Below are 20,635 nucleotides of genomic sequence, written 5' to 3' on the forward strand. Positions count from 1 at the left end.
GACCCACCCATGCCCGACACCTCGCCGCCGCCCGCCCTCGAAGAAGGCGCCCCCCACCCGCTCGGCGCCACCTACACCGGGCGCGGCGTCAATTTCGCCGTGTTCTCGGCCCATGCCACCCGGGTGCAGGTCTGCCTGTACGACGAGGCCGGCACCACCGAAACCGCCTGCATCACGCTGCCCGAGTACACCGACGAGGTCTGGCACGGCTTCGTGCCCGGGCTCGAACCCGGCACCCGCTACGGCCTGCGGGTGCACGGCCCCTACGAGCCCGAGAAGGGCCATCGCTTCAACCACCACAAGCTGCTGCTCGACCCCTACGCCAAGGCGCACATGGGCGAGCTCCAGTGGGGCCCGGAGCTGTTCGGCTACACCGTGGGCCATCCCGACGGCGACCTGAGCTTCGACGAGCGCGACAGCGCGCCCTTCATGCCCAAGTGCGTGGTGGTCGATTCGCGCTTCGAGTGGAAGCAGACCGACGCGGTGCGCGTGCCCTGGAACCAGACCGTGTTCTACGAGACCCACGTGCGCGGCTTCACCATGAAGCACCCGAAAGTGCCCGAGCTGTTCCGCGGCACCTTCGCCGGCCTGGCGCTGGACGAGGTCATCGGCCCGATCAAGGAACTGGGCGTGACCAGCGTCGAGCTGCTGCCGGTGCAGATGTTCCTCAACCAGCCCTTCCTCACCGAGAAGGGCCTGACCAACTACTGGGGCTACGACACCATCGGCTTCTTCGCGCTCGACCAGCGCTACATGGACGGCCCCAACATCGACGAGTTCAAGCACATGGTCGACCGCTTCCACGCCCATGGGCTGGAAGTGATCATGGACGTGGTCTACAACCACACGCCCGAAGGCAACGAGATGGGCCCGACGCTCTCGTTCAAGGGCATCGACAACGCGAGCTACTACCGCCTGATGCCCGAAGGCGAGGGCACCGGCCCGCGCTACTACATCAACGACACGGGCACCGGCAACACCGTCAACCTGAGCCACCCGCGGGTGCTGCAGATGGTGACCGACAGCCTGCGCTACTGGGTCACGGAAATGCACGTCGACGGCTTCCGCTTCGACCTGGCGACCATCCTGGCGCGCGAGGACCACGGCTTCGACGAAGGCGGCGGCTTCCTCGACAGCTGCCGGCAGGACCCGCTGCTGTCCAGCGTCAAGCTGATCGCCGAGCCCTGGGACATCGGCCCGGGCGGCTACCAGGTCGGCGGTTTCCCGCCCGGCTGGGCCGAGTGGAACGACGGCTTCCGCGACACGGTGCGCGCCTTCTGGAAGGGCGACGAAGCGATGGCGCCGGCGCTCGCGCAATGCCTCACGGCCAGCGGCGACCGCTTCAACAAGCGCGGCCGCCGGCCCTGGGCCAGCGTCAACTTCATCACCGCGCACGACGGCTTCACGCTGGCCGACACCACCAGCTACAACGAGAAGCACAACGAGGCCAACAACGAAGGCAACCGCGACGGGCACGGCGACAACCGCAGCTGGAACTGCGGCGCCGAAGGTCCGACCGACGATGCGGAGGTGCTCGCGCTGCGCGCCCGCCAGCAGCGCAACATGCTCGCCACGCTGCTGCTGTCGCAGGGCACGCCCATGCTGCTGGCCGGCGACGAGTTCGCGCGCACTCAGCAGGGCAACAACAACGCCTACTGCCAGGACAGCGACATCTCCTGGTTCGACTGGGAAGCCGCCAGCGCACCGGCCGGCCGCAGCCTGACGGCCTTCACCCAGCACCTGACCCGGCTGCGCCACACGCTGCCGGTGCTGCGCCGCAACCGCTTCCTCAGCGGCGAATGGAGCGAAGCCGCGCAGGTCAAGGACTCGAGCTGGCTCGCGCCCGACGGCGCCGAGATGGACGAGGCGCACTGGACCGATCCGCAGACCCGCTGCTTCGGCCTGCTGCTCGAAGGCCACGCACCGGCGTCCTCGCTGCCGCGGCCCGCGGCCGACGACAGCGTGCTGCTGGTGTTCAATTCGTGGGAGGGCGCGATCGACTTCCAGCTGCCCGCGCGGCCCGAAGGCAAGGGCTGGACGCGGGTGGTCGACACGGCGCTCGACGCGCAGGAAGATGCGGCCTTCGCGCCCGGCCATGGCTACACGGTGACCGGGCGCTCGCTGCTGGTGTTCACCTCGCCGCAGTGACCACCCGCCGCCCGAAGGAGCGCGCATGACCGTGATCTGCCAGGCCTGCCAGGCGCACAACCGCGACAAGGCCATGTTCTGCCGTGGCTGTGCGGCCAAGCTGCCGGCCTTCGCGGCCACCGGGCCCTCGGCCTTGCAGACGCTGCCCGCCGCGCTGACGCCGACGCGTGGGCCCTCGCCCTATGCGACGCCGCAGCGTGCGCACCGCCTGCTGGACCTGCCCGGCGCCTGGGGCTGGTTCGGCGCGGTGCTGCTGCTGGGGGTCGCGCTGATCGCGCTGCTGAGCTGGGTGACGTTGACGCCGATGTGGCCCGGCGCGGGGACAGCGCCCAAGGCCGCGCCCACGCCGGTGGCGGCGGCTGCAGCCGTTCCGGCGGCCGCGCCGTCGTTGGCGGCTCCGACGCCGACGTCGAGCAGCGTGCCTTTCGAAGCGGCATTGGCGCCCGGCGAAAGTCCGATCGAGCGCGCGCTGCCGGCCGCCGTCCCGCCGCCCGTGGTCACGCCATCGACGGTGCCGCCTCGGATGGTCACGCCGGCGTCGAAGCCGGCCGCGGCGACCGAGGCGCCGCGCCACGCCTCAGGCCGGGCCGACCCGCGCGTCGGCTGCGAGCAGCTGTTCTTCGCCTTCGCCGCGCGCTGCGAAGCCAACCACTGCGCGCAAGCAGCCTACGCCCGCCATCCGCGCTGCGATGAAGTACGCGCCCAGCGCCAGCGCGACGAGGCCCGGCGCAACCTCAGTTCGGGCTACTGAGGCCGTTCTCAGGGCGCGTCGCCGGTCTCCTCGACGCGCTCGGTGTTGGTGGTGCTGCGGCTGCCCTTGAGGTGCAGTTCGACATCGGTGGCGCGGTCGCCGACCTTGGCGACCGCTTCCTTCAACTGCGCTTCGCTCACGTCGAGCTTGCCGGCCCATTCGGCCAGCGAGGCGGCCGATTGGGTGTCGATGCGGTCGGGGGAAGCGGCGGGGTTCTGGGGGTTGGACATGGTTCGGCTCGTGAAAGGGTGAACAGGGAACCAAGCTAGTGCGGCGGCGCCGTCGCTTCGGTAGTCATTCCGACGCCGGCCTCGTCGGCGCACGCTCACAGCGCGCGGGTGCGGTGCGTCGTTTCGCACCGATCGAGCACCGCAGGACCCTTCGGCCCTGCTGCTGCATTGGACGATCACGGCCACCTGGCATGCGGTGATTGCCGCGCCAATCGCCGCATATTCTGCGGCGATTGCGTGGGCCGGGTCAGCGGCGACGGGGCGTGGGCGGCACCGCCAGCGTGACCAGCCGCGGCGTCACGCGCCCGCCGTCGTCGATCAGAAGCTCCGCCACCGAGATCGGCAGGCTGAAGCGACGCGGCCCCGCGCTGCCGGGATTGATGAACAGGATGCCGTCGCGCTCGGCCATCGACGGCTTGTGGGAATGGCCGGATACCACCACCCGCACCTCCGCGTCGGCGGGGCCGAGCTGCAGGTCGGCGATGTCGTGCACCGCATGCACCGCGACGCCGCTCAGCGTGACGGTCAGCGAAGGTGGGATGGCCTCGGCCCAGGGCCCGCGGTCGTTGTTGCCGCGCACCACGCTCAAGGGCGCGATGGCCGCCAACTGCGCCAGGATCTCCGGGCCGCCGATGTCGCCGCCGTGGACGATGTGATCGCTGCCGGCAAGGAAGGCCAGGGCTTCCGGGCGGAGCAGGCCATGGGTGTCGGAGAGGAGGGCGATGCGGGGCATGAGGCGATTCTGCAGATGGCGGCAGGCGGGCGCCGCCCGGTGCGCGATCATCCCTGCCATGCGCTCCACCGTCTGCACCCTCTTCGAAGGCCACTACCACCACGGCGTGGCGACGCTGGTGAACTCGCTGGTAGCGGCCGGGTTCGAGGGCACGGTGTGGGCCGGGCACCGCGGGCCGCTGCCGGCGTGGCTGGTGCGGCATGCAGGTTTCGACTGCCGAGCAGGTCGGCTGCAGGTCACGCCCGAAGTGGCGCTGCAAACCCTGGCGCTCGATCCGCCGCGCAGCCTCAACTACCAGAAGCCCGCCTTCATGCGCGAGCTGCTGCACCTGCACGACCCGGCGGCCGAGGCGGTGGTCTACCTCGACCCCGACCTGGTCGTGAAATGCGCGTGGGCCGAGATCGAGGCCTGGTTCGCCGGTGGCGAGGTCGCGCTGGTCGAGGACCTCGATGGCGCGCTGCCGTCGGACCATCCGCGGCGTGAAGGCTGGCCGCGCTTCTTTGCTGCCGCGCAGGGCGAACTGCCGCAGCGCGCGCTGGCGCGCGCTACTACAACAGCGGCTTCCTCGGCGTACCGCGCGCGCACGACGCGCTGCTCGCCACCTGGCAGCGCCTGTGCGAGCAGATCGCCGCGGAACACGGCGGCGCGCTGCGGCAGCGCAAGCTGGGGGCGCCCGACCACCCCTTTCATTCGACCGACGAGGACGCGCTCAACTTCGCCGTGATGCTGGACGACGCCCCGCTGTGCACCCAGGGCCCGGAAGCGATGGATTTCGTGCCGGGCGGGCGCCACCTGTCGCATGCGGTGGGGGCGGCCAAGCCCTGGCAGGGCCGGCATCTGCGCGGCGCGCTGCGTGGCCGGCCGCCGTCGGCCGCGAGCCAGGCCTTCTACCGCTTCACGCGCGGGCCGCTGGCGTCGCTGCCGCCCCTGACGCTGGTGCGGCGGCGGGTGTCGATGGCGCTGGCGACGGCGCTCGGGCGGCTGTACCGGCCGCGCTGAAGTGGGGAGCTGCCGGCGCGCCGGGTGCAGTCGCGGCCTCTCTGCGGGACAATCCCCCCATGAAAATCGAAAAAGACACCGTCGTCACCCTCCGCTACAAGGTCAGCGACCTGCAGGGCAAGCTCATCGAGGAAGCCAAGGAGCCCATGGGCTACCTGCATGGCGGCTACGACAACACGCTGCCCAAGATCGAGGAAGCGCTGGACGGCAAGGAAGCCGGCTACGCCGTCACGCTGCAGCTCAAGCCCGAAGACGCCTTCGGCGTGCGCGACCCCGCGCTGGAACGCACCATCCCCAAGAGCGAATTCCCGCCGGGCGTGAAGGTCGGCGGCCAGCTCGAAGGCCGCGACGACCAGGGCACGCCGCACGTCTTCTACGTGAAGAAGATCAAGGGCGACAAGGTGCTGCTCGACGGCAACCACCCGCTGGCCGGCCTGGAACTGCGCTTCGCGCTCAAGGTGCTGGAAGTGCGCGCCGCCGCCCCCGAGGAGCTGGAGCACCGCCACGTGCACGGCGCCGGCGGCCACCACCATTGAGCCACCCCATCTTCGCCATCACGAAACGAGCCCCATCATGAGCATCGCAAGCGCCCGACAGGCCGATCAGAAGAAGATGGAGCTGTGCGAACCCTGCACCGGCATCCAGCGCAATTGGCGCCGCGCGCCGGGCCATGCCGAGCTGGTGCAAGGCAGCAACCGCAAGGAAGAGCGCGAGGACGGCCGCTCGGTGACCGTCACCAGCTACCGCTGCGACCGCTGCGGCACGCGCTGGGAATACGAGAACGACAAGGCCAACCTGCATGCGGGGTGGTCGGTGGCGGGGCGGTAGACCTCACCGCCGTGAGCGGCCCGGACACCGGCTTGCGCGTGCTCGCGCCCGCTGTGGAGACACGCGCGAGCGACGACGGGGGCAAGGATGCGCTGGCCAAGCGTGGCACCCACTGGCTGGGTGTGGTGCTGGCCCTGGCTTCGACCGCCGGCATCGTGCTGGCCTTGCTGGGCTACGGTGTGGCGCTCGCCGTCCAGAGCACGTTGGGCGTTCCGCACGCCACGCTGTTCAGTTCGGCCACTGATCTGTTCAACCTGGGTGGATGGGCTGTTGCACAGGTGTTTGCGGGCATTTCGCAGCCTGACACATGGGGCTTCGTTACGGAGGTGTCGGGACGCCTGAGCCCGACGATTTGGCGACTCTGGAAGATGTCCTTTGTCTTTTCCATCCTCTTCCCAGCCCTTCTCGCGCTTTGGTGGTTTGGAAAGCGGTGGATGGCGTCAGCGGCGGCGCAACGCGCACGCGCCCAGGTGCGCAAACGCGTGCAAGACAAACGCTGGATTGAACCGCTGCTGCTGGTGCTCTTCGTCCCGGCGTTCGTCACGCTTGCGACTCCCGCGATAGTGATCGGCTGCTTTCTGGCATTGCTGGTTCTGAGCACCGCCTTGGCGCTGGTTCCCATCGCCGGCCTCTCCGCAGGCGAGGTCCACATCCGCCATTGGGTGGTCGAACCCAAGGTCTGCATCTCACGCCAGCAGCGCATCGACACCCTGATGCAGCGCGCACCGAAGATCGAGGGAAAGCGCCCCCGCGGCGCGGACTGCGTGGCCGTCATCCGTGGCGACGGCAAGGTCGAAAAAGGCCGGCTCGTCTTCGCCACCACAGGCGCAGTGGTCCTGTACGACCCTGCCGGCAACTCGGTGCGCCGCGTCCCGACGGAAGGCGCTGTGGTCGAAGCGATCGACATGCTCTGACGCCCACCGCCATGCAGGCGGCACCCGGGCCGCACACTCAGGCATGGCTTTGGACGAAGCGCAGGATCCCATCCGCCACCTCGGCCGCCGCCTCGCGTTGCGGGAAATGCCCCACGCCGGGCAGCACGATGCGCTGGTAGGGGCCGCAGAAAAAGGCCTCCTTGCCGGCGGAGGTGTCGGGGTGGTTGCAGGCGTCGGCGGCGCCGTGCAGCACCAGCGTCGGCACCGACAGCCGCGGGGCGGGGTTCAGCCTGCGCCCGTCCTCCGCATAGGCCGGGTCGCCGGGCACGAAGCCCCAGCGGTGGCGGTAGGAATGCAGCACCACGGCCGCCCAGTCCGGGTTCTCGAAGGCCCGGGCCGCCTCCTCGAAGGCGGCGGCGGTGTACCAGCCCTGGGGTGACCAGGTGTCCCACATCGTGCGGGCGAAGGCCTTGGCGTCTTCCTCGACGATCGCCTGCTGCCCCCGGGGCGTGGCCATGAACCAGTGGTACCAGTAGGCCTGCGCCTGGGCATGGCTGATCGCCTGGTGCGGGTCGTTGGTGCCGTAGCCGACGGAAAGCATCACCATCGCCGAGGCGGCGTCGGCGCGCAGCCCGCAGGCGTTCGCGACGGCGCGCGCGCCCCAGTCGTGGCCGACGAGCAAGGGGCGCTCGAGGTGCAGCGCATCGATGAAATCGAGCAGGTCGCGCCCGAGCGCCGCCAGTTCGCCGCTGCGCGGCGTGTCGGCCTCGAGGAAGCGCGTGGGGCCGAAGCCCCGCAGTGCCGGACACAGCACGCGGTAACCCTGCGCGGCCAGGCGCTCGGCCACGCCGATCCATGTTTCCGGGCTGTCGGGCCAACCGTGCAGCAGCACGGCGCTGCGGCTGCCGGTGGAATTCCATTCCAGGCAGCCAATCGCCAGCGTGGGCGTCCTGACCGTTGAATAGCGGCTCATCCTGTGCATCCTTTCGAATTGAGACCGCCAAGACTAGGACCGACAGTGTTGACGATTCATGATCAATTGATTGAAACTGACGATGAATCGTGATGAATCCAAACCGCCTCGTTTTCTTGCTGCCGCGATGACCAGCACCGCACCCGTCTTCGACATCACCCTGCTGCGGACCTTCCTCGAAGTCGTCGAGTCCGGCGGTTTCGGCCTGGCCGCCGAACAGCTGGCCCTGACGCCGTCCGCGGTCAGCGGCCACATCAAGCGCCTGGAGCTCGCCGCGTCCACCGTGCTCTTGAAGCGCACCACGCGCAGCCTGCAACTCACGCCCGCGGGCCAGTTGCTGCACACCTATGCGCGCAGCATCGTGGGGCTGGAGCGCGAGGTGCGCGCGCGCCTGAACAGCGCCCCGGCCGGCCGGCTGAGGGTGGGCGCCAGTGAGGATTTCGCCGGCACCTGGCTGGCCGGCGTGCTGCAGACCTACAAGCGCTGGCATCCGGGCGCGCCCATCGAACTCAAGGTCGGCATCACGGCGGATCTCGTGAAGCTGCTCCAGCGGGGACGGCTCGACGTCGTGTTCGGCAAGCAGTGCGCCGGCACGGAGGCCACCGGCGAGCTGCTCTGGGAAGAGGAACTCGTCTGGGCGTACGGCGGCGAGGGCGCGTTCGACGACAGCGCGGCGCTGGTGCTGGCGGTGTTCCCCGAGCCCTGTGTCTACCGCGAGGCGGCGGTCGCCGCACTGAACAAGGCCGGCCGCGCCTGGAGCGTGGGTTTCGAGAGCAGCAGCATGGCGGGCTGCCTGTCCGCGGCCAAGGCCGGCTTCGCCGTCACGCCCGTGGCGCGCAGCCAATTGCAGGAGGGCCTGCGCGCCCTGGGCCGCCCCGAGGGCCTGCCCGCGCTCCCGCGGGTGCAGTTCCATGCCTTCGCGAGGGCGAGCTCCACGATCGCGGACGACCTGATCGCCTCCGTCGGCGCGGCCGGCCAGCGCCATCGCTTCGCGGCCCCTGCCCGATGGTGAGCGCCGGCCGCTCCGATGCGCCGCCGCGCGTCCGGGCCTTCGCGCCCGCCGACGCCCCCGCCCTGCGCGCCGTCTTCGCATCCTCCGTCCACACCCTCGCCGCCCCGTACTACACACCCGCCGAGCGCGCGGCCTGGGCGCCGGCGGCGCACGACGCTGCGCAGTGGGCAGCGCGCATGCACGCGCTGCAGCCCTTCGTGGCCGAACTCGACGGGCGCATCGCGGGCTTTGCCGACCTGCAGCCTTCGGGCTACATCGACATGTTCTTCGTCGCGGGCGACTGTGGCGGGCGCGGAGTGGCCAAGGCGCTGATGGCGCGCATCGAGGCCTCGGCCCGTGAGCGCGGGATCGGCCTGCTGTTCGCCCACGTGAGCCTGGCGGCCGAGGCCTTCTTCGAGCGCGCGGGTTTCAACGTCGACCAGCGGCAGACGGTGGAGCGGGCCGGCGTCGTGCTGCGCAATGCGCGCATGAGCCGCAGGCTGGCGCCGGCCAGCTGAGCCGCTGCGGCGTCGCTCAGTCCATCGGCATCGGCGGCACGCCGCGCGCCTCGATCGCCTCGCCGGCTGCCAGGCACAGGTCCTCGCGGAAACGCCCGGCGACGAGTTGCACGCCGACCGGGCTGGCGCCGGCCATGCCGGTCGAGACCACCAGCGAGGGCAGGCCGGTGAGCGGCAGGCCGATCATCGGCGTCTGCGCGGCCCAGACGCGGGCATAGGCCTCGGCGCCCTGCAGGTCGAGGTCGGCCGCGAAGGGCAGTTCGGCGCTGGCGGGCATCAGCAGCACCGGGTAGCGCGCGCCGAAGAACTCCTGCCAGGCGCGGGCCAGCGTGGCGCGCTGGGCCAGGGCGGTCGAGAGCCGCGCCGCGGTGAGCGAGGCCGCGACGCCGGCCTGGCCCGCCAGCGCGGCGATGGCGCCGGGGTCGCCCTCCAGTCGCGCGGCCTCGACCATGGCTTCGTAGCCGTCGCCCATCCACAGCAGGGTCTGGACGCGGCAGGCTTCCTCCAGCGGCGGCAGGTCGTCGATCTCCTCCACGGTCCAGCCGGCGTCGCGCAGACGCTCGGCTGCGTCGTGCAGCGCCGCGCAGATCGCGGGCGCGGTGGCCAGCCCGTCGGGCCGCAGGCACAGCGCGGCGCTGCGAGGCTGGGCGGGGCCTTCCAGCGGAGCGGGCACCCACCACGGATCGCGGTCGTCGGGGCCGGACATGGCGGCCAGCGCCAGCCGCAGGTCGGCCACGGTGCGCGCGAGCGGGCCCGAGACGGCGGTGATCTGGCCGCCGATGGTGCGTTCGGGGCCCGAGGCGTTGAAGGCCGCCACCCGGCCCAGCGAGGGGCGCAGGCCGTGCACGCCGCAGGCGTAGGCCGGGTAGCGGATCGAGCCCGCGATGTCGGTGCCGTGCGCGATGTGGCCGATGCCCGCGGCCACGGCCGAGGCGGCGCCGCCGGAGGAACCGCCCGGCGTGAGCGCCGCGTTGCGCGGGTTGAGCGTGCGGCCGTGCAACGCGTTGTCGGTGAACCAGCGGTAGCTGAAGGCGGGGGTGTTGGTGCGCCCGACGATCACCGCGCCGGCCCGCTCCAGGTTGTCGACCACCGGGCTGTTGGTGGCGGCGATGCGGTCTTTCTGCAGGCGCACGCCGTTGGTGGTGGCGAAGCCGGCCTGGTCGATGTTGACCTTGACGGTGACCGGCACGCCGGCCAGCGGGCCGGGGTTCTCGCCGCGCGCCAGCGCCGCGTCGATGGCGTCGGCGCGGGCCAGCACGGCGTCGGGCCGCCAGTCGACCACGGCGTTGAGCCGGGGGTTGACCGCGGCGAGCCGGGCCAGCGCCGACTGGGCCGCTTCGACGGCCGAGAGCTTGCGTTGCGCGATCAGGGCCGCGACGTCGGAGGCGGAGAGGCGCCAGATGTCTGTCATCCCAGCGGTGTACCGTCTGGCGCGCCGGGTGTCCAGCGGCGGCCGCACGAAGCCGCCCACGAAAAGCTGCGTTGCGGCAGAATCCCGGCGGGCCGGGCGGCCCGACAGGGAGGGCATCCAGGTGCCGTCGAGCCGCCGATTGCAGGCATCGCACTTGCATGGCACCACCAGCGGCAGCTTTCTTTGTGAAGTTCGGTAAAGCTGACCGCTTGCAAAGCCTGGCGTTGAACTCGATACCCCCGGCTGTTTCACACTCTGCGTTCGCCCACCTATTCACTGCGCTCCCATGCCCCACCTTGCCCGACCCGTGCCGCCCGCCACCGCCTCCCGCGGGCTCCGAATCGGCCTTGCCCTGGGTCTGGTCGCCGCCCTGGTGGCCGCCGGCTGCTCCCGCACCGACAGCGCCAAGGCGGCCAAGCCGGCGCAGGTCCGCGAGGTCGGGGTGGTGACGCTCAAGACCGAGCGGCTGGCCTTCAGCACCGAGCTGTCGGGGCGCACCGTGGCGCCGGTGATCGCCGAGATCCGGCCCCAGGTGGGCGGCATCATCCAGAAGCGGCTGTTCACCGAGGGCTCGCAGGTCAAGGAAGGCCAGCCGCTCTACCAGCTCGATCCGGCGCCGTTCCAGGCGGTCCACGCCAGCGCGCAGGCCAACGTGCGCAAGGCCGAATCCACGCTGGCCACGGCCCGCACGGTGGCCAGGCGCAATGCCGAGCTGGTCAAGATCGACGCGATCAGCCAGCAGGTCAACGAAGCCACCCAGGCCGCCGCGCTGCAGGCCGAGGCCGACGTGGCGGTGGCGCGCGCGGCCGAACAGACGGCGCGCATCAACCTGGGCTACACCCGCATCAACTCGCCGATCACCGGCTGGGTGGAACTCTCGACCGTCACGCCCGGCGCACTGGTCACGGCCAACCAGGCGACCGCGCTCACCACGGTGCAGCAGCTCGACCCGGTGCATGTGCACGTCACGCAGTCCAGCAGCGAGCTGCTGCGCCTCAAGCGCGACCTGGCCGAAGGGCGGCTGCAGCGCGGCAACGCCAACGAGGCGCCGATCAAGCTGCTGCTGGAAGACGGCACGGCCTACCCGCACCCCGGCCGCCTGACCTTCTCCGGCGTGACCGTCGATGCCGGCACCGGCAGCGTCACGCTGCGCGCGCTGGTGCCCAACCCCGACCGCATGCTGATGCCCGGCATGTACGTGCGTGCGGTGCTGCAGGAGGGCGTGAACGAAGCCGCGCTGCTGATCCCGCAGCAGGCCGTGACGCGCGCGCCCGACGGCAGCGCCTCGACGCTGGTGGTCGACGCCGACAACAAGCTGGTCAAGCGCCCCATCGTGGTCGGCCGCGCGATGGGCAACCGCTGGCAGGTGCTCAGCGGCCTGGCCGCGGGTGAGCGCGTGCTGGTCGAGGGCTCGCAGCGCGCGCGCCCGGGCGACACGGTGCGCGCATCGGAGGTGGTGCCCACGGGCGCCAACCCGGCCGCGAAGACGCCCAATGGCCCCGCGCCCGGCGCGGCGGCGAGCGTCGCCGGCACGGCCGTCGTGGCCGCGCGCTGAGGAAGCGCCATGGCACAGTTCTTCATCGACCGCCCCATCTTCGCGTGGGTGCTGTCCATCGTGGTCATGCTCGCGGGCCTGATGTCGATCCGCACGCTGCCGCTGGAGCAGTACCCGGACATCGCTCCGCCGCGCGTGTCCATCGTCTCGACCTACACCGGCGCCTCGGCCAAGACGGTGGAGGACTCGGTCACCCAGGTGATCGAGCAACAGATGACCGGCGTGGACAACCTGCTGTACATCCAGGGCACCAGCAATTCCTCGGGCGTGTCGCGCATCCAGCTGACCTTCGCCCCGGGCACCAACATCGACGTGGCGCAGATGCAGGTGCAGAACAAGCTGCAGCCCGCGATGGCGCGGCTGCCGCAGCAGGTGCAGACCCGCGGCGTGTTCGTGATCAAGGGCGGCAACGACTTCCTGATGATCGTCTCGATGTACTCGGACGACGGCAGCGCCTCGGCGGTGGACGTGGGCGACTACATCACCAGCAACCTGGTCGACGTGATCAGCCGCATCGACGGCGTGGGCGAGGTGCAGACGCTGGGCACCGGCTACGCGATGCGCATCTGGCTCGACCCCGACAAGCTGCGCAAGTACTCGCTCATGCCCTCGGACGTGAACACCGCGCTGCAGGCCCAGAACGCGCAGGTCTCGGCCGGCCAGCTGGGCGCGCTGCCCGCCACCGGCAACCAGCAGCTCAACGCCACCATCACCGCGCGCAGCAAGCTCAAGACGGTGGAGCAGTTCGGCGCCGTGGTGCTGCGCGCCACGCCCGACGGCGCGGTGGTGCGGCTGCAGGACGTGGCCCGGATCGAACTCGGCGCCGAGAACCTGACGGTGCGTTCGGTGCTCAGCGGCCGGCCCGGCGCCGGCCTGGGCGTGGTGCTGGCCGACGGCGCCAACGCGGTGCAGGTGGCGGCGGCCGTGAACGCCAAGATCGCCGAGCTCAAGCCCTTCTTCCCGAACCAGCTCGAGACCTTCGTGAGCTACGACACCACGCCCTTCGTGAGCGCGTCGATCGACGAGGTGGTGAAGGCGCTGGCCGAGGCCATGCTGCTGGTCGTGCTGGTGATGTACATCTTCCTGCAGAACTTCCGCGCCACGCTGATCCCCGCGATCGCGGTGCCGGTGGTGCTGCTGGGCACCTTCGGCGTGCTCTCGGTGTTCGGCTATTCGATCAACACGCTGACCATGTTCGGCATGGTGCTGGCCATCGGCCTCCTGGTGGACGACGCCATCGTGGTGGTCGAGAACGTCGAGCGGGTGATGAGCGAGGAGGGCCTGTCGCCCAAGGAGGCGACCAAGAAGTCGATGGCCGAGATCACGCCCGCGCTGGTGGGCATCGCGCTGGTGCTGTCGGCGGTGTTCATCCCGATGGCCTTCTTCGGCGGCTCGACCGGCGTGATCTACCGCCAGTTCTCGATCACCATCGTCTCGGCGATGGTGCTGTCGGTGCTGGTCGCGCTCACGCTCACGCCCGCGCTGTGCGCCACGCTGCTCAAGCCGGTGCCCAAGGGCGCGCACTCGCCGCACGGCGCGCCGCGCAAGGGTCCCCTGGGCTACGTCGACCGCTTCTTCGCCGGCTTCAACCGCCGCTTCGACAGCGGCGCCGACCGCTACCAGGGCATCGTGGGCGGCATCCTGCGGCGCGGCAAGCGCAGCCTGCTGGTCTACGTGGGCATCTGCGCGGTGATGGCCTTCATGTTCCTGCGCCTGCCCACCTCCTTCCTGCCCGACGAGGACCAGGGCTTCGTGCAGGTGCAGATCACGCTGCCGCCGGGTTCGTCGAACGCCCGGCTGCAGCCGGTGATCCAGCAGGTGCAGGACTATTTCGACAAGCAGCCCGAAGTCGTCGCGATCAACCTGCTGACCGGCCAGAACGGCGACCAGAGCTCGGCCCGCGCCTTCGTCAAGCTCAAGGACTGGAGCGAGCGCACCGGCAAGGACAGCTCGGCCGCGGCCATCACGCGGCGCGCGAGCCGCGACCTCTCGACCATCCGCGACGCGCGCATCTTCGTGCTGCTGCCGCCGGCGGTGCGCGGGCTGGGCGCCAACGCGGGCTTCAACTTCTTCCTGAAGGACCTGAACGCGCTGGGCCACGATGCGCTGCTCAAGGCGCGCGACCAGGCGCTGCAGCTGCTCAACGCGCGGCCCGAGATGGCCAACGTGCGCAACAACAACCTGGAAGACACGCCCGAGTTCGCGGTCGACATCGACGATGCGCGCGCCGGGGCCTTGAGCCTGAACACCAGCGCCATCGACAGCACGCTGTCGACCGCGATGGGCGGCACCTACGTCAACGACTTCCTCAACAACGGCCGGGTGAAGCGCGTCTACATGCAGGGCGACACCGCCTTCCGCATGCTGCCCAGCGACATCGGCCGCTGGAGCGTGCGCAACACGCTGGGCCAGATGGTGCCCTTCGGCGCCTTCTCGAGCACGCGCTGGACCTACGGCTCGCCGCAGCTGATCCGCTACAACGGCAGCCCCAGCTACGAGTTCGTGGGCGACGCGGCCGCGGGCGTGAGCTCGGGCGCGGCGATGCTGGCGGTGGAAGAGGTCATGAAGCAGATGCCGCAGGGCATCGGCTACGAATGGACCGGTGCCTCCTACCAGGAGCGGCTGTCGGGCGCGCAGGCGCCGATGCTCTACGCCATCTCGATCCTGTTCGTGTTCCTGTGCCTGGCCGCGCTCTACGAGAGCTGGTCGGTGCCCTTCTCTGTGATCCTGGTGGTGCCGCTGGGCGTGGTGGGCGCGCTGCTGTTCACCTGGACCCGCGGCCTCAGCAACGACGTGTACTTCCAGGTCGGGCTGCTGACCACCGTGGGCCTGTCGTCGAAGAACGCGATCCTGATCGTGGAATTCGCCAAGCAGCTGCATGAGCAGGGCAAGAGCGTGATCGAGGCCACGCTGCAGGCGGTGCGCCTGCGGCTGCGGCCCATCCTGATGACCTCGCTGGCCTTCGGCTTCGGCGTGCTGCCGCTGGCCATCGGCACCGGCGCGGGCGCGGGAGGCCGCCAGTCGATCGGCACCGCGGTGCTGGGCGGCATGGTGGTGGGCACGGCCCTGGGCATCTTCTTCGTGCCGCTGTTCTTCGTGCTGATCAGCAGCTTCATGGAGCGTCGCCGGGCGCGCAAGAATGCCTCGTCGGCTTCGACGCCGGCCATCGAGCAAGGGAGCCATTGAGATGACGCGCCACACCGCTTCCTCGCTGCTGCGACGCGCCACCTTCGGCCTGGTGCTGCCCGCGGCGCTGCTCGCGGGCTGCGTCAACCTCGCGCCGCAGTACACGCAACCCGCCGCGCCGGTGCCCGCGGCCTGGACCTCGGCCGCCGGTGCCGACACCGCCGCACCTGCCGCGCGCGACATCGGCTGGCGCGACTTCTTCGTCGATGCGCGGCTGCGCGGCGTGGTCGAGCTCGCGCTCGCGAACAACCGCGATGCGCGCGTCGCCGCGCTCAACATCGATCGCGCGCTGGCGCAGTACGGCATCTCGCGCGCCGCGGCCTTCCCCGCGCTCGGCCTGGGCGCGGGCGGCAACCGCACGCGCACGCCGGGCGGCGTGTCGGCCAGCGGCGTGTCGCGCACCGCGACGCAGTACAACGTGAGCCTCGGGCTCACCGCCTACGAGCTCGACCTGTTCGGCCGGGTGCGCAATCTCAACGAGGCCGCGCTGGAAAGCTACTTCGGCACCGAGGACGCACGCCGCGGCACGCAGATCAGCCTGGTGGCCGAGGTGGCCACGGCCTGGCTGGTGCTCGCCACCGACCAGCAGCGCCTGCAGCTGGCACGCGACACGCTGGCCAGCCGGCAGAAGTCCTATGACCTGATCAAGCGCAGCTACGAGCTCGGCGCCCAGTCGGGCCTGGCGCTGGCGCAGGCCCAGACCACGGTCGACACCGCGCGCGCCGACGCCGCGGCCTTCGACAGCCAGGTCGAGCAGAGCCGCAACGCGCTGACCCTGCTGGTGGGCACCGCGGTGCCGCCCGCGCTGCTGCCGCCGCCGATCACCGAGATCGCGCAGGCGCCCGCGGCCCAGCTGCTGCCGCCGCCGGCCGAGCTGCCGTCGTCGGTGCTGCAGCAGCGGCCCGACGTGCTGGCGGCCGAGCATGCGCTGCGCGCGAGCAACGCCAACATCGGCGCCGCGCGCGCGGCCTTCTATCCGCGCATCACGTTGACCGGCTCGGCCGGCACGGCCAGCAGCAGCCTGTCGGGCCTGTTCAAGGACGGCAGCGCGGCCTGGAGCTTCGCGCCCTCGATCAACCTGCCGATCTTCGACGCCGGCCTCAACCGCGCCAACCTGGGCGTGGCGCAGGCGCAGCAGCAGATCCAGCTGGCGACGTACGAGAAGACGCTGCAGGTGGCCTTCCGCGAAGTGGCCGATGCGCTCGCCGCGCGCCGCACGCTGGGCGAGCGCCTGGCGGCGCAGCAGTCGCTGGTGGCCGCGACCACGCGCGCCTTCGAGCTGTCGGATGCGCTGTTCAAGAGCGGCGGCGCGGCTTATCTCGACGTGCTCGACGCGCAGCGCTCGCTCTACACGGTGCAGCAGTCGCTGATCAGCCTGCAGCTGATCGAGCAGGCCAACCGGCTCACGCTCTACAAGGTGCTGGGCGGCGGCTGGCGCGAGACCACCGAGCAGGCGGCCGGCAACGCCGCGCCGGTGTCCACCGGCGGCTAGCGGCCTGCGGTGCGGAAGGGCTTGCTGAGGAAGCGCGAGCCCTTTTCGCCGAAGCGCCACGGCACCTCGGCTGCCTTGGTGATGCCGATGCGCGGGCCGACCTCGACCTGCACCGGCGGCTGCTCGCCGGGCGCCGCGATCAGCACGAAGGGCGGCGCATCGAGCGCCTGGCCGTTGAAGCCCGCATCGATGCCCAGCGCCTGGCCGACGCGGCCCGGGCCCGCGCACAGCAGGCGCAGGTCCTCGAGCCCGCGCCGGCGACGCATGGTCGCCAGCCCGGCCGTAGGCTCGAGCGCGCGGATCAGCACCCCGGCGCCGTGGCCGGCCTCGCGACAGACGAAGTTCAGGCACCAGTGGATGCCGTAGGAGCGGTACACGTAGACCCGGCCCGAGGGGCCGAACATGGCGGCATTGCGCGGCGTCGGCCCGCCGAAGGTGTGCGAGGCCGGGTCGTCGCGGTCGTAGGCCTCGGTCTCGACGATGCGCCCGCCCACGCCGTCGACCAGCACCGTGACGCCGATCAGCGCGCGCGCCACCACCTCCGAGGGGGCGTCGAAATCGATGGCGGCGAGGCGATGCAGGGGGCGTGGCATGGACCCGCGCAGTTTCCCAGAGAAAATGGCGGCTTCGAAGAAATCACATGCCCATGACCGATACCACCGACCGTCCCGCCCTGCCCGACCATCTCTCCATCGACCCGCGCAGCCCGCACCACGTGGCCGCCGTGTTCGAGCACGACATCGGCATCCGCTTCAACGACAAGGAACGCGCCGACGTCGAGGAATACTGCATCAGCGAAGGCTGGATCAAGGTGCCGGCCGGCAAGACCGTCGACCGCAAGGGCAAGCCGCTGCTGCTCAAGCTCAAGGGCCGGGTCGAGGTGTTCTACCGCTGAAGAACGCTCAAATCGCCCAGCCGCCGTCGATCACGTGGATCTGGCCGGTGGTGTAGGTCGCCTGGGCCAGGTAGAGCACCAGGTCGGCGATCTCCTCGGGCTGGCCGATGCGGCCGATGGGTTGGCGCGCGATGAAGGCGGTGCGCGCGGCCTCGTAGTCGCCCTGCGCGCGCAGCCGCTCGTGCAGCGAGGGCGAATCGACGGTGCCGGGGCAGATCGCGTTGCAGCGCACGCCCTGCGCCACGAAGTCGGCCGCGACCGACTTGGTCAGTCCGATCACCGCCGCCTTGGTCACGCCGTAGGCGAAGCGGTTGGGCACGCCCTTCACGCTGCTGGCCACCGAGGCCATGTTGATGATCGCGCCGTCGCGGCGCGCGAGCATGCCCGGCAGCACCGCGCGGATGGTGCGCACCATGGCCTTGACGTTGAGGTCGTAGGCGAAATCGAGGTCCTTCTCGGGCGCCTCGAGCACATTGCCCGCATGCACCACGCCCGCGCAGTTGAACAGCACGTCGACCGCGCCGATCCCGGCCACCAGCGCCTGCACGGCGCTGTCCTGCAGCACGTCGAGCCGGCGGGTCTCCACGCCCGGCAGCGCGGCGAGTTCGGCCAGCGCGCCTTCGTTGATGTCGGTGGCCCACACGGTGGCGCCGGCGCGCGAGAAGGCTTCGACGCTGGCGCGGCCGATGCCCTGGGCGGCGGCGGTGATGAGGACGGTCTTGCCTGCGAGGCTCATGGTGGGTCTGGATGGAAGAAGCGTTGAAGAAAAAGAGGGATCAGAGGCCGAACTCGGCCCGGATCGGCGCGCTGTGCTCGCCCACCCGCGGTGCGCCGCGGGCGCTGCGGGCGCGGGCGCCGTCGATGCGCACCGGGCCGCGCGTGGTGTGCACCGGCGTGCCGTCGCCGCGCTGCACCGTCTGCAGCATGTCGAGCAGGCCGAAGGCCTGGCTCTGGAGCAGGCGCGGCCAGTCGAGCACCTCGGCGCACCACACGTCGGCCGGCTGCAGCCGTGCGAGCCAGTGCGCGGTGGGCTGCTGCGACAGCGTGGCCGCGATCAGCCGCTTGATCTCGTCGCGTTGGGTGAAGGCGTCCTGCGCGCCGTAGCCGGCGAGCGCGGGCAGGGGCAGCGTCTGCGCCAGTTGCGCCAGCGGCATCATCGCGAGCGCCAGGTAGCCGTCGCTGGTCGGGTAGATGCCGTAGGGCGCGGCGAGGTAGGCGTTGGCGTTGCGGAAACCCGCGCGCGTGGGCAGGCGCTTGCCGTCGTTGAGGTGCGTGGTGAGCAGTTCGAACTGCAGGTCGACCAGCGCCTCGAGCAGGCTGGTCTGCACATGCGCGCCTTCGCCGGTGATGCCGCGCCGCACCAGGGCCGCGAGGATGCCTTCGGTCAGCGCGTGGCCGGCCAGCATGTCGGCGATCGAGAGCCCGAGCGGCACCGGGCCGTCGCCCTCGTGGCCGTTGAGCCAGGTCACGCCCGAGAGCGATTGCGCGAGCAGGTCCTGGCCCGGCATGTCGACCCAGGGCCCGCTCTCGCCGTAGCCCGAGACGCCCGCATAGACCAGGCGCGGGTTGAGGGCCTTCGCGTCGTCGTAGCCCAGGCCCAGGCGCTCGATCACGCCGGGGCGGAAGTTCTGGATCAGCACGTCGGCCCGCGCCACCAGCCGCTTCAGCGCGGCCAGGTCCTCGGGTTTCTTGAGGTCGATCGCCAGGCTCTCCTTGTTGCGGTTGATCGCATGGAACAGCGTGGAGTCGCCGCCCACGTCGGTGTCGGTGAGGTAGAGCGTGCGGCAGATGTCGCCGCTGCCCGGGCGCTCGACCTTGATCACGCGCGCGCCCAGGTCGCCCAGCCGCAGGGCGGCCGAGGGACCCGACAGGAACTGCGCGAGGTCCAGCACCAGCAGGCCTTCGAGCGGCGCGGTCATGGCGCGAGGCTCTCGCGGAACATGGTGTTGAGCGCCTGCACGATCGCGCGCGCCGGCTCGGCGGACTGCAAGCCGGCGTTGAGCCGCAGCGAGGCCGCGTGCTGGAAGGGCATGTAGCCGTCATGCCGCGGCCGCACCCAGGCGCCCTCGAGCGTGGCGCGCGTGGCGCGGTAGAAGTCGCCGGCGGTGGTATTGACCGCCTCGTCTTCCCAGGCCGCCGCATGGCCGGGCTGGCCACCCGCGGCCGCGAAGGGGCCGCGCTGCGCCTCGGCATCGGCCACCCAGAGCGCGAAGTCGAAGGCTTCCTTCGCATGCGCGGTGCGGGCCGACACCGCGATGCCGGTGCCGCCCAGCGCCGAGCCCACGGGGCCGCGGCCCTGGAAGTGGGGGATGTCGGCGAAGCCCAGGCGCACCGGCCGGAAGCCCTGCCAGGCGTAGTTCACGTAACCGTAGATCAGCGGCACGCAGTCGATGCGCGAAGCCGGCTGCGCCATGGCCTCGAACACCGCGATCGGGTCCATCGCGAGGCACTGCGGATCGATCACGTCGATCACCGCGCGCAGCTGCTCGCAGACTTCGCTCGCCACCTCGACATCGAACAGCTCGGGGCCCTCGACGCGGCCCGGCGCGCCGCGCTGCGCGCAGAGCGTGTAGAGGCACATCAGCGAATGCGGCGCGCGCAGCGGCAGCGCCACGCGGCCAGCCCGGGCAAGCTCGAGCACCTGCGCCCAGTCGGTGGGCGCGGCCTCGAGCCGGTCGGGCCGCCAGGCCTGCACCTGCGTGGCGGCGTCGATGGGCAACGCCCATTGCCGGCCCTGCCAGTGGTAGCTGGGGAAGGAGCGGCCGACGGTGCCTTGCGCGATCGACGCGAGCCGCGCCTCGTCGAAGGGCAGCAGGCAGCCTTCGCGCGTGACCTGGCCCACGTGCGGATGGTCGACCACGATCAGGTCGTACTGGCGCGCCAGTTCGTCGACCGGGAAGGACTCGAAGTCCTGCAGCGAACGGCGGTCCCAGCTGATCCGGACGCCGGTGCGCTGCTGCCACAGCGCCGAGCAGGCGGCCAGGGGTTCGTAGCCGCGTGGGTGGTCCCACGTCATGCCCTTGAGGGTGATGGTTGTCATGCGGATTCGA

Annotated in this window: 21 protein-coding genes; 13 read left to right on the forward strand and 8 right to left on the reverse strand. The window is 71.1% G+C overall.

Translation table 11 applies throughout. From position 1 onward, the window contains the following. Positions 1-9 precede the first annotated feature (9 nt). A complete protein-coding gene (gene glgX, locus QTI20_RS26815; RefSeq protein ID WP_286555322.1) occupies positions 10-2,148 on the forward strand; it encodes a glycogen debranching protein GlgX in 2,139 nt (712 codons plus the stop codon). Positions 2,149-2,173: 25 nt separating this feature from the next. Beyond that, entirely contained in the window at positions 2,174-2,899 is a 726-nt protein-coding gene (locus QTI20_RS26820; protein WP_286555321.1) for a hypothetical protein, read from the forward strand. Between the two features lie 8 nt (positions 2,900-2,907). On the opposite strand, the gene QTI20_RS26825 is transcribed toward QTI20_RS26820, so the two are convergent. Beyond that, positions 2,908-3,129 (reverse strand): DUF3606 domain-containing protein, encoded by a 222-nt coding sequence (locus tag QTI20_RS26825; protein ID WP_286555320.1) that lies wholly within the window; start codon positions 3,127-3,129, stop codon positions 2,908-2,910. A gap of 247 nt (positions 3,130-3,376) precedes the next feature. Next, complete coding sequence (locus QTI20_RS26830; protein WP_286555319.1) at positions 3,377-3,862, reverse strand: metallophosphoesterase family protein; 486 nt, start codon at positions 3,860-3,862, stop codon at positions 3,377-3,379. Between the two features lie 58 nt (positions 3,863-3,920). Between QTI20_RS26830 and QTI20_RS26835 the strand changes: the two genes are divergently transcribed. From QTI20_RS26835 to QTI20_RS26855, 5 genes are read left to right on the forward strand one after another with little or no spacing between them, the layout of a single operon-like run. Then, a complete protein-coding gene (locus QTI20_RS26835) occupies positions 3,921-4,586 on the forward strand; it encodes a hypothetical protein (RefSeq protein ID WP_286555318.1) in 666 nt (221 codons plus the stop codon). Then, the gene (locus tag QTI20_RS26840) at positions 4,586-4,861 is read left to right on the forward strand and encodes a hypothetical protein (RefSeq protein ID WP_286555317.1); all 276 of its coding nucleotides are present in this window, start codon (positions 4,586-4,588) and stop codon (positions 4,859-4,861) included. The genes QTI20_RS26835 and QTI20_RS26840 overlap by 1 nt, the downstream gene beginning before the upstream one ends. A 59-nt stretch (positions 4,862-4,920) precedes the next feature. Further along, on the forward strand, positions 4,921-5,397 hold the full coding sequence (locus tag QTI20_RS26845) for an FKBP-type peptidyl-prolyl cis-trans isomerase (protein WP_183028610.1): 477 nt from the start codon (positions 4,921-4,923) through the stop codon (positions 5,395-5,397). Positions 5,398-5,434: 37 nt separating this feature from the next. Next, a complete protein-coding gene (locus tag QTI20_RS26850; protein WP_183028609.1) occupies positions 5,435-5,689 on the forward strand; it encodes a hypothetical protein in 255 nt (84 codons plus the stop codon). An 11-nt stretch (positions 5,690-5,700) separates the two neighbouring features. Continuing rightward, positions 5,701-6,603 (forward strand): hypothetical protein, encoded by a 903-nt coding sequence (locus QTI20_RS26855; RefSeq protein WP_286555314.1) that lies wholly within the window; start codon positions 5,701-5,703, stop codon positions 6,601-6,603. Positions 6,604-6,640: 37 nt separating this feature from the next. Here the strand turns inward: QTI20_RS26855 and QTI20_RS26860 are convergent, their stop codons facing one another. Beyond that, positions 6,641-7,537, reverse strand: coding sequence for an alpha/beta fold hydrolase (locus tag QTI20_RS26860; protein ID WP_286555310.1), 897 nt, complete (start codon positions 7,535-7,537; stop codon positions 6,641-6,643). Positions 7,538-7,664: 127 nt separating this feature from the next. Between QTI20_RS26860 and QTI20_RS26865 the strand changes: the two genes are divergently transcribed. Next, a complete protein-coding gene (locus tag QTI20_RS26865; protein WP_286555308.1) occupies positions 7,665-8,549 on the forward strand; it encodes a LysR family transcriptional regulator in 885 nt (294 codons plus the stop codon). After that, complete coding sequence (locus QTI20_RS26870; protein WP_286574305.1) at positions 8,543-9,046, forward strand: GNAT family N-acetyltransferase; 504 nt, start codon at positions 8,543-8,545, stop codon at positions 9,044-9,046. Before QTI20_RS26865 ends, QTI20_RS26870 begins: the two co-directional genes overlap by 7 nt. 16 nt (positions 9,047-9,062) lie before the next feature. On the opposite strand, the gene QTI20_RS26875 is transcribed toward QTI20_RS26870, so the two are convergent. Further along, positions 9,063-10,457: an amidase family protein gene (locus QTI20_RS26875; RefSeq protein ID WP_286555304.1), complete on the reverse strand. Its 1,395-nt coding sequence runs from the start codon at positions 10,455-10,457 to the stop codon at positions 9,063-9,065. A 286-nt stretch (positions 10,458-10,743) separates the two neighbouring features. Here QTI20_RS26875 and QTI20_RS26880 point away from each other — a divergent pair, with 286 nt between their 5' ends. The 3 genes from QTI20_RS26880 to QTI20_RS26890 are packed head-to-tail and all read left to right on the forward strand — an operon-like array spanning position 10,744 to position 16,690. Beyond that, positions 10,744-12,012: an efflux RND transporter periplasmic adaptor subunit gene (locus tag QTI20_RS26880; protein WP_286555303.1), complete on the forward strand. Its 1,269-nt coding sequence runs from the start codon at positions 10,744-10,746 to the stop codon at positions 12,010-12,012. A 9-nt stretch (positions 12,013-12,021) separates the two neighbouring features. After that, complete coding sequence (locus tag QTI20_RS26885; protein ID WP_286555301.1) at positions 12,022-15,198, forward strand: efflux RND transporter permease subunit; 3,177 nt, start codon at positions 12,022-12,024, stop codon at positions 15,196-15,198. Position 15,199: 1 nt separating this feature from the next. Beyond that, positions 15,200-16,690, forward strand: coding sequence for an efflux transporter outer membrane subunit (locus QTI20_RS26890; RefSeq protein ID WP_286555300.1), 1,491 nt, complete (start codon positions 15,200-15,202; stop codon positions 16,688-16,690). Here QTI20_RS26890 and QTI20_RS26895 read toward each other — a convergent pair. Continuing rightward, positions 16,687-17,283: a DNA-3-methyladenine glycosylase gene (locus QTI20_RS26895; RefSeq protein ID WP_183028600.1), complete on the reverse strand. Its 597-nt coding sequence runs from the start codon at positions 17,281-17,283 to the stop codon at positions 16,687-16,689. The genes QTI20_RS26890 and QTI20_RS26895 overlap by 4 nt on opposite strands. A 53-nt stretch (positions 17,284-17,336) precedes the next feature. Between QTI20_RS26895 and QTI20_RS26900 the strand changes: the two genes are divergently transcribed. Then, a complete protein-coding gene (locus tag QTI20_RS26900) occupies positions 17,337-17,585 on the forward strand; it encodes a DUF3297 family protein (RefSeq protein ID WP_183028599.1) in 249 nt (82 codons plus the stop codon). Positions 17,586-17,592: 7 nt separating this feature from the next. Here QTI20_RS26900 and QTI20_RS26905 read toward each other — a convergent pair whose 3' ends face one another. Genes QTI20_RS26905 through QTI20_RS26915 form a run of 3 tightly spaced genes read right to left on the reverse strand, consistent with a single transcriptional unit; the run spans position 17,593 to position 20,625 of the window. Then, entirely contained in the window at positions 17,593-18,321 is a 729-nt protein-coding gene (locus tag QTI20_RS26905) for an SDR family oxidoreductase (protein ID WP_286555297.1), read from the reverse strand. 40 nt (positions 18,322-18,361) lie between these two features. Further along, the gene (locus QTI20_RS26910) at positions 18,362-19,504 is read right to left on the reverse strand and encodes a CaiB/BaiF CoA transferase family protein (RefSeq protein WP_286555296.1); all 1,143 of its coding nucleotides are present in this window, start codon (positions 19,502-19,504) and stop codon (positions 18,362-18,364) included. Further along, entirely contained in the window at positions 19,501-20,625 is a 1,125-nt protein-coding gene (locus QTI20_RS26915; protein WP_286555294.1) for an extracellular solute-binding protein, read from the reverse strand. The genes QTI20_RS26910 and QTI20_RS26915 overlap by 4 nt, the downstream gene beginning before the upstream one ends. Positions 20,626-20,635: the final 10 nt, after the last annotated feature.

Origin of the sequence: Variovorax sp. J2P1-31 (assembly GCF_030317215.1) — a bacterium.
Taxonomy (GTDB): Bacteria; Pseudomonadota; Gammaproteobacteria; order Burkholderiales; family Burkholderiaceae_C; genus Variovorax.